General features: G+C 30.7%; 15 protein-coding genes. 7 read left to right on the top strand and 8 right to left on the bottom strand.

Annotation, left to right across the window (positions count from 1 at the left end; translation table 11 throughout):
• Window positions 1-32 precede the first annotated feature (32 nt).
• Entirely contained in the window at window positions 33-1,508 is a 1,476-nt protein-coding gene (locus MPF19_RS01120; RefSeq protein WP_203395163.1) for a Na+/H+ antiporter NhaC family protein, read from the top strand.
• 483 nt (window positions 1,509-1,991) lie between these two features.
• Here MPF19_RS01120 and MPF19_RS01115 read toward each other — a convergent pair whose 3' ends face one another.
• The 8 genes from MPF19_RS01115 to MPF19_RS01080 form a co-directional block, all read right to left on the bottom strand.
• Entirely contained in the window at window positions 1,992-2,387 is a 396-nt protein-coding gene (locus MPF19_RS01115) for a hypothetical protein (RefSeq protein WP_203395110.1), read from the bottom strand.
• An 8-nt stretch (window positions 2,388-2,395) separates the two neighbouring features.
• On the bottom strand, window positions 2,396-2,992 hold the full coding sequence (locus MPF19_RS01110) for a TetR/AcrR family transcriptional regulator (RefSeq protein WP_249986433.1): 597 nt from the start codon (window positions 2,990-2,992) through the stop codon (window positions 2,396-2,398).
• A 9-nt stretch (window positions 2,993-3,001) separates the two neighbouring features.
• On the bottom strand, window positions 3,002-4,420 hold the full coding sequence (locus MPF19_RS01105) for an efflux transporter outer membrane subunit (protein WP_249986432.1): 1,419 nt from the start codon (window positions 4,418-4,420) through the stop codon (window positions 3,002-3,004).
• A 4-nt stretch (window positions 4,421-4,424) separates the two neighbouring features.
• Window positions 4,425-7,568 carry an efflux RND transporter permease subunit gene (locus MPF19_RS01100; RefSeq protein WP_249986431.1) on the bottom strand — a complete coding sequence of 1,048 codons (3,144 nt, stop codon included), beginning with the start codon at window positions 7,566-7,568 and terminating at the stop codon, window positions 4,425-4,427.
• 21 nt (window positions 7,569-7,589) lie between these two features.
• A complete protein-coding gene (locus MPF19_RS01095) occupies window positions 7,590-8,723 on the bottom strand; it encodes an efflux RND transporter periplasmic adaptor subunit (RefSeq protein ID WP_249986430.1) in 1,134 nt (377 codons plus the stop codon).
• Between the two features lie 12 nt (window positions 8,724-8,735).
• Window positions 8,736-9,239, bottom strand: coding sequence for a GbsR/MarR family transcriptional regulator (locus MPF19_RS01090; RefSeq protein ID WP_203395115.1), 504 nt, complete (start codon window positions 9,237-9,239; stop codon window positions 8,736-8,738).
• A gap of 246 nt (window positions 9,240-9,485) precedes the next feature.
• Window positions 9,486-9,743, bottom strand: coding sequence for a hypothetical protein (locus MPF19_RS01085; protein WP_203395116.1), 258 nt, complete (start codon window positions 9,741-9,743; stop codon window positions 9,486-9,488).
• A gap of 83 nt (window positions 9,744-9,826) precedes the next feature.
• The gene (locus tag MPF19_RS01080; protein WP_249986429.1) at window positions 9,827-10,846 is read right to left on the bottom strand and encodes a phenylalanine--tRNA ligase subunit alpha; all 1,020 of its coding nucleotides are present in this window, start codon (window positions 10,844-10,846) and stop codon (window positions 9,827-9,829) included.
• 132 nt (window positions 10,847-10,978) lie between these two features.
• Between MPF19_RS01080 and MPF19_RS01075 the strand changes: the two genes are divergently transcribed.
• From MPF19_RS01075 to MPF19_RS01050, 6 genes are all read left to right on the top strand, one after another.
• Window positions 10,979-14,011: a PEP/pyruvate-binding domain-containing protein gene (locus tag MPF19_RS01075; RefSeq protein ID WP_249986428.1), complete on the top strand. Its 3,033-nt coding sequence runs from the start codon at window positions 10,979-10,981 to the stop codon at window positions 14,009-14,011.
• 177 nt (window positions 14,012-14,188) lie between these two features.
• Window positions 14,189-15,526, top strand: coding sequence for an NADP-specific glutamate dehydrogenase (gene gdhA / locus MPF19_RS01070; protein ID WP_249986427.1), 1,338 nt, complete (start codon window positions 14,189-14,191; stop codon window positions 15,524-15,526).
• 319 nt (window positions 15,527-15,845) lie between these two features.
• Window positions 15,846-17,189, top strand: a complete 1,344-nt coding sequence (gdhA, locus tag MPF19_RS01065; RefSeq protein WP_249986426.1) for an NADP-specific glutamate dehydrogenase — start codon at window positions 15,846-15,848, stop codon at window positions 17,187-17,189.
• A 114-nt stretch (window positions 17,190-17,303) separates the two neighbouring features.
• Window positions 17,304-17,924, top strand: coding sequence for a LysE family transporter (locus tag MPF19_RS01060; RefSeq protein ID WP_249986800.1), 621 nt, complete (start codon window positions 17,304-17,306; stop codon window positions 17,922-17,924).
• A gap of 56 nt (window positions 17,925-17,980) precedes the next feature.
• Window positions 17,981-18,586 carry a LysE family transporter gene (locus tag MPF19_RS01055; protein ID WP_203395121.1) on the top strand — a complete coding sequence of 202 codons (606 nt, stop codon included), beginning with the start codon at window positions 17,981-17,983 and terminating at the stop codon, window positions 18,584-18,586.
• Between the two features lie 10 nt (window positions 18,587-18,596).
• Complete coding sequence (locus MPF19_RS01050; RefSeq protein WP_249986425.1) at window positions 18,597-19,439, top strand: alpha/beta hydrolase family protein; 843 nt, start codon at window positions 18,597-18,599, stop codon at window positions 19,437-19,439.
• Window positions 19,440-19,633 lie beyond the last annotated feature (194 nt).

Here is a 19,633-nt window from a genome sequence, read left to right as displayed (position 1 = left end):
TATTACCTTTAACCAAAATAAAAACTTTTTTTATGGAATATGGATTTTTATCAGTAATACCACCAATTGTAGCTATTATTTTGGCTTTAAAAACAAAACACGTATATATTGCTTTGTTAATAGGAATTTGGTTTTCTTGGTTGATTATAAAAGGTTGGAATCCATTAGACGGAACCTTGGCAATGATAGAAGGAATGGTAAACGTTTTTCAATCTAAAGGAAATACAAGAACCATTATGTTTAGTGCATTGGTGGGAGCGCTGTTAATTTTTATTCAGTTTTCTAGAGGAGTAGAGGGGTTTATCAATCTTTTAAATAAAAGATTAGTAAAATTAGAGGAGAAAAAAACGGGTTATAGTAGAGTTATGGTGCAAGTTTTGGCAACCTTAACAGGACTTTTATTATTTGTAGAAACAAGTATTAGCTCATTAACAGTTGGTACTTTATATAGACCAATTTTTGATAAATTAGGAATTCCGAGAGAAAAACTAGCCTACATCGCAGACTCTAGTTCTGCACCATCATCCATTTTAATTCCGTTTAATGCTTGGGGTGCTTTTATAATGGGCTTGTTATTAACACAAGGAATAGACAAACCGTTTGCTATGTTAATAAGTTCTATTAAATACAACTTCTATCCATTAATTGCCATAACAACTGTTTTTATTATCATTTTAACGAAGAAAGATTTTGGTCCGATGAAAAAAGCCGAAAAGAGAACCAAAGAAACGGGCTTGTTAATGGATAAAGGTTCTAAGCCATTGGTTTCTGATGCTGTAACCTCTTTTCCTCCAAAAGACGGAATACCGGCAAGAGCTTATAATATGATTGTGCCTCTATTAGTGATGGTTTTAATGATGCCTATAAATTTAATTTATACAGGTTGGAACGCTGTAGAAAACGAAAGTTCTTTCTTTATACACGCAACAGAAGCAATAGGTTTAGGTTCTGGTTCTTCTTCTGTTTTATATGCTGTAATTACTGCGTTATTAGTGGCCATGATACTATATTTTATCCAAGGAATTATGAAGCCAAATGAAGCGGTAGATTTAATATTAAAAGGTATTAGTGAGCTAATGCCATTAGCATTATTAATGTTGTTAGCTTTTGCTATTGGAGATGCTTGTAAAGAACTAGAAACAGGTATATATGTAGCTAATGTTACCAAAGAATGGTTATCGCCAGAATTATTACCCGCAGTCGTTTTTATCATTAGCTCTTTTATAGCTTTTTCTACCGGAACCTCTTGGGGAACATTTGCAATTATGTTGGCAATTTCTGTACCAATGGCAAATATTCATGGAGCAGATGTAACTATTGTGGTTGCTGCTACTTTAGGAGGAGGAATTTTTGGAGACCATTGCTCACCAATTTCAGATACGTCTATAATTTCATCTATGGCATCTGCAAGCGATCATATAGACCATGTAAAAACCCAATTACCTTACGCTTTGGTTGGTGGCGCAATTACCGTTTTAATGTATTTAATTATTGGTTTTTTAGGCTAAATTGGTTATTTAATCCTATTAAGAATTTGGGCGTTACCACAAGGGTCGCGCTTTCCACTATATCTTTTTGTGAAAAACAAAAAGGATGCCGTTTCAATCGCTAACGCGGGCGTCGTATATATAAATCAGTTGCAATTTCGTGTAGTTTGTCATTTCGAAATGCTCTTAAATGACAATTGTTGGTTTTTTTTGCGTTCAGTTTTTGGTGCACACAGTTTTGTCATTTCGACCTTTTTTTGGGAGAAATCACATAAGGTTTGGTTGGAGTTGTGTAATCACTGTTATGGGATTTCTCAGTACTTCGAAATGACAATTGTTGGGGCTCAGTTTTGTGGCTTGGTGTTGCGGGATCACTATTATGGGACTTCTTCTAATATAGAAGTGTTAAGTTTAAAAGATTTTTCAAATTCTTTATTAAAATAAAAAACCTCTTTAAGTTTTTAAACTTAAAGAGGTTCATAAATTTTTTTTAAAGAAATCTTTTTACTCAGCTAAAATACCACGTTTCTTAATTTCATCAATCATACGTAAAGCACCTTCTTTTACTGTGTTTTCCTTAAAGAAAAATGTTTTTTCGTGTAAAGTGTTGCCTTCGAAAAAAGAAACCTGAAAACGATTGTTTAATTTAAATAATTCAGGTTGAATAAATTCAATTTTGGCAAAAGAATTTGCAGGAAGTTTGTCTAATTTTTTACGCAATAAAGAGGTCGTTTTTGTATCAGAAAAACCTTGAGAAACAATTACCATCATTTCTAAATCTACCTTTTTGTTATTAATAATATAAACATTCCAATCATCTGTTTTATAAATATCGTTGTATTCATAAACAACAGCCATTTCTACATCTGTAACTTCGGGTATATGTATGTCTTTTTTCATAAAAATAATTAAGAAAACAATTTGTTAGTGTCTTTGTATTTTGATGTTATTACTCCTTTTAAATTATTAATAATAAGATGTTCAAAAACATTATCTACACCATATTTATCAAAAAGATTTATAGGTTCAAAAACAAAACCTTTTAGTTTTGTAAAATACAAATGGCAAAACAAATTTATATTTAAATTTTTGCTAATATACTCTTTTTCTATAGCCTCTTCTAGCAAAGGTTTTAAGTTGGTTTCTATAAAATGATCTTTAAATTTTACAAAAACAGCATCTGCTTTGTGATAATATTTTTTAATTCCATATAAAAAAGTCGGTTGAAAATAGTCTAAATATTGAAAATTAACTTTTTGAATTAAAACTATTTTTTCAACTGGATCTTCTGTAGTTTTTAGAATCTTGTCTACTTCATGTAGGTATTTTTGAATAATAAAACGAACCCCTTTAGAAATGAGTTCGTCTTTAGTCTTAAAGTGTTTGTATATGGTTTTTTTAGAAATGCCAAGTTCGGAAGCGAGTTCGTTCATAGAAAAACGCTTGCTTCCAAACTTGATAAATTTTGTAATAGAACATTCTATAAGTTCTTGTTTACTAACCATTTTAAGTTATTATTTTAAACCTCCACCCAAAGCTTCGTATAAAGTAACAACAGATTGTAGTTGTTGTAATCTACTATCTATTACTTTAATTTCTGAACTTAAAGCACTTTGTCTAGCAGTTAATAAGTCTAAATATGTTGCATATCCGTTTTTTAATAATTCTTCAGAATTTGTTTCTGCTTTACGCAAAGCTTCTACTTCATTTTTTAAGAACTCATACTTTTTGTTTTCAGAATTGTAAGAGTATAGTGCATTAGAAACTTCGTTACCCGCAACTAATAAGGTCTTTTTAAATTTTAAAAGAGCTTGTTCTTGTTGTGCTATGGCAACTTCTTTTTGTGTTTTTAACTTTCGTTGATTAAAAATAGGTTGCGTTAAACCACCAACAATATTAGCAAATAAAGAGTTTGCGTTAAACAATTTATCTACATCTAAACTTTGCAATCCGCCAGAAGCGGTTAACGTTAAAGAAGGGTATAAACTACTTCTAGCAACATTTGTCAATTCGAAAGCGCTTATTAAACCGTATTCTGCAGCTACAACATCAGGTCTGTTACTTAATAATTGAGAAGCAACACCTAGTTTTATATCAGCAGTTATAGTTTGTGTATCTAAACTACTTCTATCAATTTGTTGAGGTGTTTTACCTAATAAAATGCTTAGTGTATTTTCTGCTCTAAATAGGGCTACTTCTAAATCTACTTCTAAGGCTTTTGCATTATTATATTGTGCAATATTTTGATCTACTGCAACCTGGTTTGTTAAACCAGCCTCTTTTAAAGCTTTAATGGTTTCTACACCTTTTTTTCTTGTATTTATAGATGTTTTGGTGATTTTTAATTGCGCATCTAAAGCTAAAATATTGTAATAAGTAGCTGCAATACTAGAAATTAATTGCGTTTTTACAGCTTGATGTCCAGCAACACTTTGTAAATAACTTGCTTGTGTTGCACGTTTATTACTACGTATTTTTCCCCAAATATCAGCTTCCCAAGAAAGAGATGCAGTAAGATCGTATTGATCTGTAGAGGTGTTTGTTAAAAACGCACCAAACTGACTGTTTTTAGACAATTCTTGATGCGTAAGATTAGCACCAATACTTGCTGTTGGCAAATAACCTGCTTTTCCTTGTTTAGCATACGCTTCTGCAGCAACTATTTGTTGAATTGCAATTCGAATGTCCATATTGTTTTGCAAACCTTCTTCTATATATTGCTGAAGATATGTATCTGTAAACAACGTTTTCCAAGATAAATCTGCCATAGATATACTATCTGATGGCAAATTATCTGTTCTGTACAAGTTTTCTGTTTCTGTAACTTCTGGTCTTGTGTACTCTTTTGCAACAAAACAACTTTGTAACGTAAAAGCCATGACAGCTAAAACGACTCCTTTTTGAAGGTTTTTGTTTTTTATAATTGATATCATCTTATTAATCTTCTTTTTGTTGAGAAATAACTGCTGGTTTACTAGAAATTTTTTCTTGTAACCATTGAAATAATATAAATAGTATCGGAATTACAAAGACTCCTAAAATGGTTCCTATTAACATTCCTCCAACGGCACCTGTACCAATAGAATTGTTTCCAGCTGCCCCAACTCCTTGAGCTAATACTAGTGGCATTAAACCAAGAATAAAGGCAAATGAAGTCATTAAAATAGGTCTTAAACGAGATTTTGCTCCATGAATAGCTGCGTCTACAATGCTTTCTCCATTTTTACGTCGCTGCAGAGCAAACTCTACAATTAATATGGCGTTCTTGGCTAGTAGCCCAATTAACATAATTAAAGCAATTTGGAAATATATATTGTTTTCCAATCCGAAGAAATAGGTGCTTATATAGGCTCCGAATACACCAAACGGAAGTGATAATACAACCGCAAATGGTAATAAATAACTTTCGTATTGTGCACTTAGTAAGAAATATACAAACAGAATACTTAAAGCAAATATAAATCCGGTTTGGTTACCAGCATTCACTTCTTCTCTTGTTAATCCAGAATATGCAATGGTATAATTACTTGGTAATTTTGCAACCTCTTCTTCAATAATTTTAATAGCATCTCCAGTACTAAAACCTTCGTTAGTAGCACCTGATATAGAGGTAGAGTTAAATAAGTTAAAACGTGTTACCGATTGTGGTCCATAAACTCGTTCTAATTTTACAAACTGTGTAATTGGCGTCATTTCACCAGAATTAGTTCTTACATACATGCTATTTAAATCATCTACCGTTGCTCTATCATCTGGTAAAGCTTGAATGTATACTCTAAATTGTTTTCCGAATTTAGAAAAATCCGAAGCATAGATACCTCCAATATAACCTTGCAGTGTAGAGAAAATACTATTAATAGGCACTCCTTTTTCTTTAGCTAAAGGTACATTTATCTCCATTTCATATTGTGGATAATTTGTGTTGAAAGAAGATTGTGCATATTTAATTTCTGGATGACTCATTAAAGCCATTGCAAATTCTTTATTCACTTTGTCTAAATCTTTAAATTCTCCTCCAAATTTATCTAATAGATTTACTTCAAAACCAGCAGAGTTTCCAAAACCTCTAATACTTGGTGGCGAGAAGAAAATAATATTTGCTTCTGGAATTCCTGCTGCAATTCCAAATAATTTACCTGTAATTGCTTGCACAGAGGTTGATGGATCTTTTCGCTCGCTCCAATCTGCTAATTTTATAATACCAAAACCATAATTACTACCCGCTCCACTAATTAAACTTCTACCTTTAATCATGTTTACAGCAACGATACCTTCTACACCATTTATTCTACTGTATAAATCTCTAGCAACAGCATTTGTTCTATCTAAAGAAGCACCTGCAGGTAACTCAATATTTGCAAAAAGAATTCCTCTATCTTCATTAGGTACAAAACCTGTTGGTGTATTTTTAGATGCCCAAAAAATACCTACAATAGCGATTGCTAATAATAAAACAGGTATCCATTTTCTTTTGAATAAGAAGTGAAGAGATTTTCCATATCTTTCTACAGTAGCATTAAAACCACGATTAAATAAGGTATAAAAACGTTTTAAAGGATTTTTACCTTTTAGTTCTTCATCTTCTTTATGTGGTTTTAATAATAAAGCACACAATGCCGGACTTAAAGTTAATGCGTTTACGGCAGAAATAAGAATGGCTATAATTAAAGTAACCCCAAATTGCTCATAAAAAACACCTGTTGGCCCAGTGACAAAAGTTACCGGAATAAATACAGCTGCCATTACTAAAGTAATAGATATAATTGCCCCAGAAATTTCATTCATGGCGGTTAATGTAGCTTTTTTAGGACTCTTTTCTCCTTCATCTAATTTGGCATGCACAGCTTCTACAACCACAATGGCATCATCTACCACAATACCAATTGCAAGTACTAATGCAAATAGCGTTAATAAGTTAATTGAATAGCCAAAAACATTTAAGAAAAAGAACGTACCAATAATAGAAACCGGTACTGCAATTGCAGGAATTAAAGTAGACCTAAAATCTTGTAGAAAGATAAATACCACTAAAAACACTAATAAAAAAGCTTCCATTAAAGTACTAATTACTTTTTCTATAGATGCATTTAAAAACAAACTAGTATCATAAGGTACAAAAATATCTAATCCTTCTGGTAAGTCTTTTTTAACCGATTCTAAAGTTACTTTAATGTTTTCTATAATTTCTCTTGCATTAGATCCTTTAGTTTGAAAAATCCCCATAAATACGGCAGGGTTTCCTTTACTCATAGCGTTAGCCGCATAAGATTGTGCGTCTAGTTCTATAGTAGCTACATCATTTAAGCGAAGAAACTGTCCGTTACCTAATGCTTTTATAATAATATCTCCATATTGTTTTTCTTCTTTAAAACGACCACTATAAGTTAATGTATAAGAAAATGCTTCCCCATTATTTTGTCCTAGAGATCCTGCTGCTGCTTCTAAATTTTGCTCTTTTAAAGCTGCAGTAATATCAGAAGGTATTAATTTATATGCTGCTAGTTTTTCTGGTTTTAACCAAATACGCATTGCATAATCTTGTTGAGAGAATACACTAACATCTCCAACACCACTAATACGCTGCATAGCAGGAATTACATTTATTTTTAAATAATTCTGAATAAAAGTAGCGTCGTAATCATCACTTTCAGAATACATAGAAATAAACATTAAAGCACTTGTTTCTTGCTTTTGAGTGGTTACCCCAGTTTGTACAACCTCTGCAGGTAATAATGGAGTTGCTCTTGCTACACGGTTTTGAACGTTTACCGCAGCAATATCTGCATCTATTTCTTGATTAAAATAAACAGTAATTTCTGCTGTACCTGTATTAGATGCGGTAGAGGTAATGTACGTCATTCCTTCTACACCATTAATTTGTTCTTCTATGGGTATAATTACACTCTCTAAAACGGTTTCTGCATTGGCTCCAGCATACGAGGCAATTACCTTTATGGTTGGTGGTGCTATATCTGGATATTCTTCTATTGGTAAGCTTGTAATACTAATAACTCCAAGCAAAACTATAATAATAGAAATTACGGTTGAAAGAACGGGTCTTTCAATAAATGTTTTTAACATAACTAAATAAGTTTTGGTTTGCTAGTTTTTAAATAAAATTGCTACGGGTTTAATTGCCTCCTCAAAAGAGGTTTTTTGTGGTGTAATAGCCATACCGTTTCTTAATTTACCAACGCCAGATGCTATAATTTTATCTTTTAAATCTACACCAGATGCCACAACATATAAATTATCTATTATTGCTTTTACCTTAATAATACTGCTTGTAACCTTGTTGTCTTCACTTAATTTAAACAATATAATGTTTCCTTGTTGTTCATAAGTTGCTTGTTGTGGAATAACAATTGCATTTTCATAAACTGTTGGAATTTGAATTTTACCACTATTACCATTTGTTAATAGTTGGTTTGGATTGTTAAAAACAGCTCTTAAACTAACAGTTCCTGTGTTTTTATTTACTTGACCGCTACTTGTTTCTACTTTACCTTTTTCAGAATACGTACTTCCGTTTGCTAAAATTAAGTTGATAGCAGAATAATTGGCTAGTTTTTCTTTTAAATTGCTGCCTTTAGCATTTTGTAAAAAGTCTAAATACTCACTTTCATTTAAACTAAAAAAAGCATATACTTTACTAATATCACTAACGGTAGTTAATGGAGTTGGGTCTGAAGGACTTACCAAGGCCCCTTCTCTATAATTAATTGCACCAACAAAACCATCTACTTGGCTTCTTATAGTTCCGTAACCTATACTTGCAGAAACACTACTATAATTTGCTTTGGCTTGTGCTAAATTTGCTTTAGCAGTTTCTAACTCTACTGGACTAATAATATTTTTTTCTACCAATGGTATTAATTTGTTAACTTCTACTTGAGCAACATTAATACGTGCTTTGGCAGCATCAGCATCTTGACTTAAAGATTGTGTTTCTAATTTAAATAATACTTGTCCTTTACGTACTTTCTGGCCTTCATCTACCATTACTTTTTGAATGTATCCAGAAACCTTTGCTCTTACAGCACTATTTACAATACCCTCTATACTTGTTGGGTATTCTTTATAGCCTGTTACTGTTGTAGTTTGCATGGCAACTACAGGAAATGATGGTGCTGGTCGGCTTACAGCAGCTTTTGCTTGTTTTTCATCTTTTGAGCAACTTGCAAAGACCAAAAAGGCGCTTAATGATAGTAATGTTATTAATTTGTAATGTTTCATTTTTGTTTTAGTTTAAATATCGAATTTATTATTGGCTAGTTTTGTTTTTAATTCTTCTACAGAGGCTGTTGCACCGTCTATAAATTTTATATAATCATCATGAAAAGTTAAATCGAACTTTTCGCTAACATTTTCAATTTTAGTTGCATTTATAGTTTCTTTATATTCTTTTAATTCTAAATGCATATCACGTTCTTCGTTCCATTTATGTATCATTTCTTCTATATGCTGAAAAACCATATCTCTTTTTATGGTAAAGTATTTTTTTCGATCACCAGTTTTGGTGAAATACATAATTTTCTGTAAATCTTGTAAATGATTAAGGTGTGTAGAAATGGTACTTTTACTTGCACAAAGTATGGTTACCATATCATCAAAAGTGGCTCCTTTTTTACCTGTAAGAATTACGTAAGCTAGAATACGTGCAGCAACAGGAGCTAATTGCTCTCTGTCTTCTAAATGAACGCCTAGTTTTTCTACTAAACTCATTTTCACTTTGCAGATTTCTTCTTTCATTTTTAATTATTTTAATTCTGTTTTTATAACCGCCATAGTTAAAGCACAGTCAAATTCTTGGCAAAGATACATTGTTAGTTCGGAACAAACCGAACTAAACGAAGTTAAAATATTGTTAAAGGAAAAAGCCGATAGAAATATCGGCTTTAAGTTGTTTAAAAGTATCACAAGACGCTGTAAAATAGTGTTTTGTGGTGTTTTTAAGAAAAGAAATGATTTCTTAAAAAGAATTCGTTTTTTGTTAAATTACCAAAGTTTATAGAATTCTTCTTTAGAAATAACGTCTCCATCACATTCATCAATAGTTAATGTGTCTTCACATAATCCACCAAATTCATCTTCTTGGTTCTCATCATTATATTTAGTAACCTTTCCGTTTTTATATACCGTGATTTGTTTTAAAACTTCGTCTGCATCATTAGTTTCAAAATACCAAGTTGAGGTTCCCCAGTCTGCATATTCATCATCTCTTTCTTCGTCCCAAAATTGTGTAAAGTAGTTCATTATCTAAATTATTTTTTTATTAATATTTACAATACACGATTATACAAGCGTGTTACTTCTTTTCTTTTGTAAAGTTAGAAATTTTATAAAACCGATTTAAATTGTTCTAAGAAACGTTTATCATTTTCATAAAACATTCTAATGTCTGGTATTTGATATAATAACATGGCAATACGTTCTATTCCCATACCAAAAGCGTAACCAGAATATTTTGTTGGATCTATATTTGCATTTTTCAATACATTAGGGTCTACCATTCCGCATCCCATAATTTCTAACCAACCGGTACCTTTTGTAATTCTATAATCGGTTTCTGTTTCTAATCCCCAATAAATATCTACTTCTGCACTTGGCTCTGTAAACGGGAAATAAGAAGGACGTAAACGAATTTTAGATTTCCCAAACATCTCTTTTGTAAAGTATAAAAGTGTTTGTTTTAAATCGGCAAAAGAAACATCAGTATCAATATATAAACCTTCTACTTGATGAAAAATACAATGTGCTCTTGCAGAAATATCTTCGTTTCTAAAAACTCTTCCCGGAGAAATTGTTCTAATAGGTGGTTTATTTTCTTCCATATAACGCACTTGTACAGAAGAAGTATGTGTACGTAATAAAATATCTGGATCTTGTTCTATAAAAAACGTGTCTTGCATATCTCTTGCCGGGTGATATTCTGGCAAGTTTAAGGCTGTAAAGTTATGCCAATCATCTTCTATCTCTGGACCTTCAGAAACCGTAAAACCAATTCTATTAAAAACATCAATAATTTGATTTTTTACCAATGAAATTGGATGACGAGATCCTAAATTAATAGGTTCTGATGGACGCGTTAAATCTCCATAAAAAGATTTCTGACTCGTAGCATTGTCTAAAGAATCGCTTAACTCGGCAACTTTACCTTCTGCAGACTTCTTTAAATTGTTTAATGCTTGTCCAAAATCTTTACGCAATTCGGCATCTACATTTTTAAATTCGGCAAATAGATCTTTTAATAAACCTTTAGAACCTAGGTATTTAATTCTAAAAGTTTCAACTTCTTCTTTTGTAGTTGCATTAAAAGATTTTACATCGCCAATAAGTTCTTTTACTTTATCTAACATTACATAATAAATTGGGAAGCAAATTTACACATTTTTATTTTTGTTGAATCTAATTTTGTGCTGAATACTTACGTTTATTAAAGTTTTACACTAGAAAATTAATATATTGTACTTTATTAAAAAGGATTTAAAATGAAACCAAATATCTTATCAAATTTAAAAACGCATGCATTTAAAGAGGTAACTTTTGATAAATTAATGCAAAACAGGATTAATAAGGTATTAATAGTTTGTTCTAATTACGATTTTTACATGCTTGAAGAAGATGGTAGAATAGAAGAACGAATTTTTAATGAATATACTTCTTTAAACTTAAGGCACCCACCAAGTTTTATACATGCAAATTCTGCAAAGAGAGCAATTAAAATGATGGAATTTCATCAAATAGACATTGTTATTACCTGGTTAGATATTGATAATTACAATGCGTTTGAGACCTCAAAAAAAATTAAAGAAACTTTTCCAGATGTACCAATTGCAGCGCTTAGTCATCATTCTTCTGTATTAAGAAGTAAACTAGAAAAAGAGAATACAGATAGTATCGATTTTATTTTTCATTGGAACGGAAACGCAGATATCTTTTTAGCGATTATAAAACTTACAGAAGATAGAATGAATGCAGAGGTTGACATTAATACTGTGGGTGTTAAAGCCATATTATTAGTAGAAGATTCGCTGAAATTTTATTCTAGATATATTCCGCTTATTTATAAAGTGCTGCTTAAACAGACACAAGGATTAATGTCTGAAGGCTTGAATGAGCATAGAAAAATGCTGATAATGCGTGGAAGACCAAAAATTTTATTAGCCACTACTTACGAAGAAGGGATTAGTTTATTTGATACCTATAAAAATAATTTATTAGGTGTAATATCTGATGTTAATTATTTTAAAGATGGCGTTAGAAATAAAGAAGCTGGATTCTTATTTTTAGATTATGTAAGAAAATATAAACGTTATTTTCCTTTTTTAATGCAATCCTCTAATGAAAATAATGAAAAACGAACGTTAGAACTAAAAGGTAAGTTTTTATACAAACATTCAGAAACTTTAGGTGTTGATATTAAAAATTATATTATAAAATACTTTGCTTTTGGCGACTTTGAGTTTTGGGATCCTACTCAAATGAAAGTTATTGCAAAAGCCAAAGATCTAAGTGAATTTCAAAAAGCCATAAAAATTGTTTCAGAAGATTGCTTGATGTATCATGCTACAAGAAGTGAGTTTTCTAAATGGTTAAAATCTAGAGCACTTTTTCCTTTAGCAGATTTATTAAGTGTTATAGAATATGATGAATTTGAAAACAATGATCAAATTCGAGAATTTTTAATTAATTCTATAAAAGCCTATCTGGTCTACAGATCTAGAGGTGTTATTGTAAAATTTAATAAAAACAATTATGATGAGTTTGTTGTCTATGCAAGAATTGGCGAAGGCAATTTAGGAGGAAAAGGTAGAGGTTTGGCATTTATAGATTCCTTTTTAAAACGCAATAATTTATATAATAAATATGAAAACGTAAGTATTACCATACCAAGAACCGTTGTAATAAGTACCGAAGTTTTTGATCAGTTTATAGAAACCCACAAACTAATTAAGTTTGTTGCAGATTGTACAGATGATGATAAAATATTAAATGAATTTATCTCAAAAGATTTACCTGAGTGGGCTTTAGAAGATATTACGGCATTTTTAAAAACCACCAAATGTCCAATTGCTGTTCGGTCTTCTAGTATGTTAGAAGATTCTAATCATCAGCCATTTGCAGGTGTTTTTGCAACCTATATGATTCCAGATTCTGACATAGATAAAAAAGTAGAAATGGTTTCTAATGCAATTAAATCTGTAATAGCATCTGCTTTTTTTCAAAGTAGTAAATCTTATTTAAAAGCAATAGCACATACCATAGAAGAAGATAAAATGGCTGTAATTTTACAAGAAGTTACAGGTAAACAATACCAAGATGTCTATTATCCAAATATTTCTGGAGTAGCACGCTCTATTAATTTTTATCCAATTGGAGATGAAAAGGCTAGTGAAGGTATTGCAAATATTGCGCTTGGTTTAGGTGAAATTATTGTTGGTGGCGGACAAACATTACGTTTTTCACCACGTTATCCTAAAAAAATCTTGCAATTATCTTCTCCAGGATCTACGCAAAGAGATACACAACAGTATTTTTATGGTTTAAATTTAGATCCAGAGAGTTATAAGGTTTCAACTTGTGAAGCCATCAATAAAAAGAAAATAACAATTAGAAAGGCGGAAAAACATGGATCTCTAAAGTTTGTAGCCTCTACCTACGATTTACAAAATAATACCATTAGACCAGGTGTTATGCATGATGGTATTCGTGTAATTACGTTCGATAATATTTTAAAATACAATACGTTTCCGTTGCCAGCAATTTTACAAGAACTCTTACGAGTAGGACAACGAGAAATGAGAAGTCCGATAGAAATAGAATTTGCTGTAAAGTTAGATGTTCCATCAGGAAAACCTAAAGAATTTAGTTTTTTACAGATAAGACCTATTATAGAAAGCATGGAAACAGCTTGTAAATTACCAAAAAATTTAGATATTTCTGATACCATAATTTATTCTGAATCTGCTTTAGGAAATGGTAAATATCAAAACATTTGTGATGTAGTTTATGTAAAACCAGAAACGTTTAATTCGGCAAATACAAGAGCAATTGCAAACGCAGTTGAAGAAATTAATAAAAAATTTGTGGCATTAGACAAACCTTATATTTTGGTAGGTCCAGGTCGTTGGGGGTCTAGCGATTCTTGGTTAGGGATTCCAGTACTTTGGTCTCAAATTTCTGCTGCAAAAATAATTGTAGAATCTGGTTTAAATGATTTTAGAATAGATCCAAGTCAGGGAACTCATTTTTTTCAAAATTTAACCTCATTTAAAGTGGGGTATTTAACTGTAAATCCGTTTATAAAAGATGGTTTTTTTGACGTAGCTTATTTAAATAAACAAGAAGCTGTTTTTGAAGATACTTATTTAAGACATATTTCTTTTAAAAAGGACCTTACAGTTATTATAGATGGAGAAAATAATAAAGCGGCTATCTTTAAAGAGGGTATTTCGTTAGAAAATAATAATTCAAATATAAAAGAATTATTTGATGAATTACCTCCGGATGGTTTTATTTAGAATGTATATATAATAAAAAAACACTTTCAATAATATGAAAAATATTCATATTCATAAAAAAAGCATAAAATATCAATAATGTATCAAAAAATACGATAAACGTTTTATTTGTTATCAATTTTAAAATGTATTTTTGATCTTAAATTTATTTAATAAAAAGTTATTAATTATATTATTATGAATGTAAAAGAAATTTTAACAAATTTAGAAACTAAACACCCTGGTGAAAAAGAATATTTACAGGCTGTTAAGGAAGTTTTAGAGTCTATTGAGGATATATATAATGAAAACCCACAATACGAAGCGTCTAAAATAATTGAACGTTTAGTAGAGCCAGATCGAATTTTAACATTTAGAGTTTCTTGGATTGATGATGCTGGCCAGGTACAAGTAAATTTAGGACATAGAGTACAATATAATAATGCATTAGGGCCTTACAAAGGAGGAATTCGTTTACACCCAAGTGTAAATTTAAGTATCTTAAAGTTTTTAGGATTTGAACAAATATTTAAAAATGCCTTAACAACACTACCTATGGGAGGTGGAAAAGGAGGTTCTGATTTTAGCCCAAAAGGAAAATCGGATACAGAAATTATGCGTTTTTGTCAAGCATTTATGCTAGAGTTATGGAGAATGATTGGCCCAAGTACAGATGTGCCAGCAGGAGATATTGGTACTGGTGGTAGAGAAATTGGGTTTATGTATGGCATGTATAAAAAACTACAGCAAGAACATACAGGCGTTTTTACCGGAAAAGGTTTAAATTGGGGAGGAAGCTTAATTAGACCAGAAGCAACTGGTTTTGGAGGTGTTTACTTTACAAAACAAATGTTAGAAACTAAAAATGATGATTTTAAAGGAAAAACAATTGCACTTTCTGGTTTTGGAAATGTAACTTGGGGTGTTGCTTTAAAAATTACCGAATTAGGCGGTAAAGTAGTTACAATTTCTGGTCCTGATGGATATATTTATGATGAAGCAGGATTAGATGAAGATAAAATTAGTTACTTATTACAATTAAGAGCTACTAATAATGACATTGTTTCTCCCTATGTAGATGAATTTCCAGAAGCTAAATTTTATCCTAATGAAAAACCTTGGGGTGTAAAATGTGATATTGCAATGCCTTGTGCTACTCAAAATGAATTAAATGGAGATGATGCAACAAAATTAGTTGCAAATGGTGTACAGTATATAGCAGAAGTTTCTAATATGGGTTGTACTCCAGAAGCTGTTCATATCTTTCATAACGCCAAAATTTTATACGGACCAGGTAAAGCTGTAAATGCCGGTGGAGTGGGAGTTTCTGGTTTAGAAATGTCTCAAAATGCCATGAAACTAAACTGGACTAAAGAAGAAGTAGATGATAAATTACATCAAATAATGCATTCTATTCATACAGCTTGTTTAAAATATGGAACCGAAGAAGATGGTTATATAAATTATGTAAAAGGAGCAAATATTGCTGGTTTTATTAAAGTAGCAGATTCTATGATAGATTTAGGAGTTATATAAAGTAAATATATTTTAAGAAAAAAACGCATCATTTTTTGATGCGTTTTTTTTTGCTTTTTATAGAAATATAAATGGGGGTCTTGGCTTTAAAAGCAAAATGGCCTTTTATAGAATAACAATGATATTTATTTAAGAAACACAACTAACAATAGGATGTTATTAAATACAGGAAGTGGAAGTTTTATAGATAAAAACAGTATGAAATGTAAAGCATTATACGGGGCTTTTTTAGTGTTATTTTAATTTTGTGATATTAAAAAACTCTTATCTTTACGGTGTTAAATTTTTATAATATTCGTAAAAAATCATATCAAAAATTATGGAGTTAAAAATTAAAGAATTTATGGAAATGGTTAAAACAAGAAATAACCATGAACCAGAATTTTTACAGGCTGTACAAGAGGTTGCAGAAACTGTAATTCCTTATATTAATAATCATAAAATTTATAAAGGAAAAAGTATTCTATTAAGAATGGTAGAACCAGAAAGGTTAATATCATTTAGAGTTTCTTGGGTAAATGATAATGAAGAAATACAAGTTAATAGAGGATATAGAATTCAAATGAATTCTGCAATCGGGCCTTATAAAGGTGGTTTGCGTTTTCATCCAACGGTAAATGCAAGTATTTTAAAGTTTTTAGCTTTTGAACAAGTGTTTAAAAACTCTTTAACAACTTTGCCTATGGGTGGCGGAAAAGGTGGTTCAGACTTTGATCCTAAAGGGAAATCAGATAACGAAATTATGCGTTTCTGTCATTCTTTTATGACAGAATTGTATAGACATATTGGTCACAATACAGATGTGCCTGCAGGAGATATTGGTGTTGGAGCTAGAGAAATAGGTTATATGTTTGGTATGTATAAAAAACTAAACAATACTTTTACAGGTGTTTTAACAGGTAAAGGGGCTTCTTGGGGTGGTTCTTTAATTAGACCAGAAGCAACAGGATATGGAAACGTATATTTTGCTCAAAATATGTTAAAAAGAAAAGGAGATTCTATTAAAGGAAAAATAGTAGTTATTTCTGGATCTGGAAATGTTGCGCAATATGCCGCAGAAAAAGCAATAGAATTAGGTGCAAAAGTGGTTGCTTTATCGGATTCTGCTGGTTATATTTATGATGCAGAAGGTATCGATACAGAAAAATTAAAACACGTTATGTTTATTAAAAACGAAAAACGTGGAAGAATTAGTGAATATGTAACCAAATATCCAAATGCTAAATTTGTAGCAGGAGCAAGACCTTGGTCTATAAAATGTGATATTGCTTTGCCTTGTGCAACGCAAAACGAGTTAAATGGTGAAGAAGCAAAAGAACTAATTAAGAATGGTTGTATGTGTGTTTCTGAAGGTGCAAATATGCCTTCTACTCCAGAAGCAATTCATGAATTTCAAAAAGCAAAAATTTTATTTGCTCCAGGAAAAGCATCTAATGCAGGCGGTGTTGCAACTTCTGGTTTAGAAATGAGTCAGAATTCATTACGTTTAAGTTGGACTCGTAAAGAGGTTAATGATAAGTTAAAAGTAATTATGGAAGATATTCATAATTCTTGTGTGCAATATGGGGAAAATAAAGATGGGTCTATAGACTATATTAAAGGAGCAAATATTGCAGGTTTTGTAAAAGTTGCAGACGCAATGTTAGCGCAAGGTGTGGTATAAATTATAAAGCTTTATTTAAAATTTTAAAACGCATCAATTTTTTTTGATGCGTTTTTTTGTGTAACTTATTTAAAAAAGTTGTTTGTTTTTACGTTTAAATATTTATATTTTTTGATGATACTTATCTCTCTTTTTTTCTTCGGATTTCTCTTTTCTTTTGTAGGGTCTATAACACCAAGTATGTTAAACATGTCTGCGCTTAAAATTAGTTTAGAAAAAGGAAAAGCAGCAACAAATAAATATGCTTTAGGGGTTTCTTTAATTATAATACCGCAAGTAATAATTGCCGTTATTTTAACAAAATACGTTTCAGAAAATCCTACTATTTTAGAAACCTTAGAAAAAGCCGGAATTGTTATTTTTATGATATTATCATACTATTTTTATAGAGAATCTAAGAAAGGTAAAATTGTGGTGGAAGGAGTAAAAGCAAAGGATGTAAACCCATTATTAACGGGAATTACATTGTCTGTTTTAAATATGTTTTCTATTCCTTTTTTTAGCGGAACCATAATTACGTTAGATGTTTTTAATCTTTTTAGTTTCGAATACATTCCTGTTCTATTTTTTACTTTAGGAGCTGTAATTGGTACTTATTATATTCTTTTTTTATATGGAAAGTTTGCTAGAATAATTCAACAAAAAACCGGAAAATTAACAAAGGACATCAATATAATTTTGGCTATTTTAACAGGTTTAGTGGCTGTTTTTTCTCTTATAAAAGAGTTGTTTTAATTAGAATCGTAATTTTATACATAAATTTCGACTTAATTGTTACTAAATAAAGTAACATGATTTCTCTTTTTTTCTTTGGGTTTGTTTTTTCCTTTTTAGGATACACGTTACCAAGTGTTTTAAACATGACTGCTTTAAAAATTAGTTTAGAGACTAATAAAAGAGAGTTTACTAAGTTTACTTTAGGTGTTTCTTTGGTTGTTTTTGTACAAGTTTTTGTGTCCATTTATATTTTAGAGTACATTTTAGAAAACCCAACATTTATAGAAATATTAGAAAAAACTGGCATTGTTGTCCTTATTTTTTTATCAATTTATTTTTATAAACAGAATCAGAAAGAAAAGAAACAAGTAGAAGTTAAACAGAAAAACTCTTTTTTTACAGGTATTATTTTATCTTTATTAAACATGTTTGCAATTCCTTTTTTCTGCGGATCGGCAGCGCTTTTAATTACATTTAATGGTTTTAGTTTTAATCTTGCTTCAACATTTTTTTTTATGTTTGGTTCTGTAGTTGGTACCTATTTTATACTGTATTTATATGGTCGGTTTGCAAAATTAATTCAACAAAAAACAGGGAGTTTAACCAATAACATAAATTTGTTATTAAGTTTTATTACAGGTGGTTTTGCTTTGGTTACATTTCTTAAATTTGTAGTATAATTTACAAAAGATGAAAATAATTAAAAATATAGTTGTTAAAGGAAAACACAGTAAACCTATTGTAACAGATGTTTTTTACAAAGAAGATCATCAACCCAAAAAAATAGTAATTTTTTGTCATGGGTATAAAGGTTTTAAAGATTGGGGCGCTTGGAATTTAATGGCAAAATCGTTTGCAAAGGCAGGCTTTTTCTTTGTAAAATTTAATTTTTCTTATAATGGAGGAACTGTTGAACAACCTATAGATTTTCCTGATTTAGAAGCTTTTGGGAATAATAATTACACCAAAGAATTAGACGATTTAGAGTGTGTTTTGGATTGGATTTCATCCGAAGAAAAATATAAAAAGGAAGTTGATGTAAACGATATTTCTATAGTTGGTCATAGTAGAGGTGGTGGAATTGTACTCTTAAAAGCAAGTGAAGATGCAAGAGTAAAAAAGGTAATTACGTTGTCTGCAGTTTCAGATTTTGGCTCAAGAACTTCAACTATTGGCGATTTAGAAAATTGGAGAAAAACAGGTGTAAAATATGTTTTAAACGGACGGACAAAGCAGAATATGCCTCATTTTTATCAGTTTTATTTAGATTTTAAGGAAAACGAAGAACGCTTAAATATTCAGAAAGCTGTTGAGAATTTAAAAATACCGCAGTTAATAATTCACGGAAATAAAGATACTTCTGTTTCTATTGATGAAGGGAAAAATATACATTCTTGGAATAGGGAAAGTAAATTTGAAATTATCAAAAATGCAGATCATGTTTTTAATACTTCTCATCCTTGGAAAAAAGAAAACATGTCTAAAGAATTAGAAGAGGTAACTGAGCTTTGTATAGATTTTTTAAAGAGTTAGACTTAGTAAAGCAAATCTGTCATTTCTACGCTAGGAGAAATCCCGTAACAGTGATACCATAAGGCCGAGTAACTTTATGTAATTTCTCCCAAAAGGTCGAAAAGACAAAACTGAACGGATAAAGACACCTAATTTGTCATTTCTACGTTAGGAGAAATCTCATAACAGTAATCTCAAAACAACGAGCAACATTA

The sequence above is a fragment of the Polaribacter sp. Z014 genome (assembly GCF_023555435.1).
Taxonomy (GTDB): domain Bacteria; phylum Bacteroidota; class Bacteroidia; order Flavobacteriales; family Flavobacteriaceae; genus Polaribacter.
This window is presented reverse-complemented; position numbering and strand designations above follow the sequence as displayed.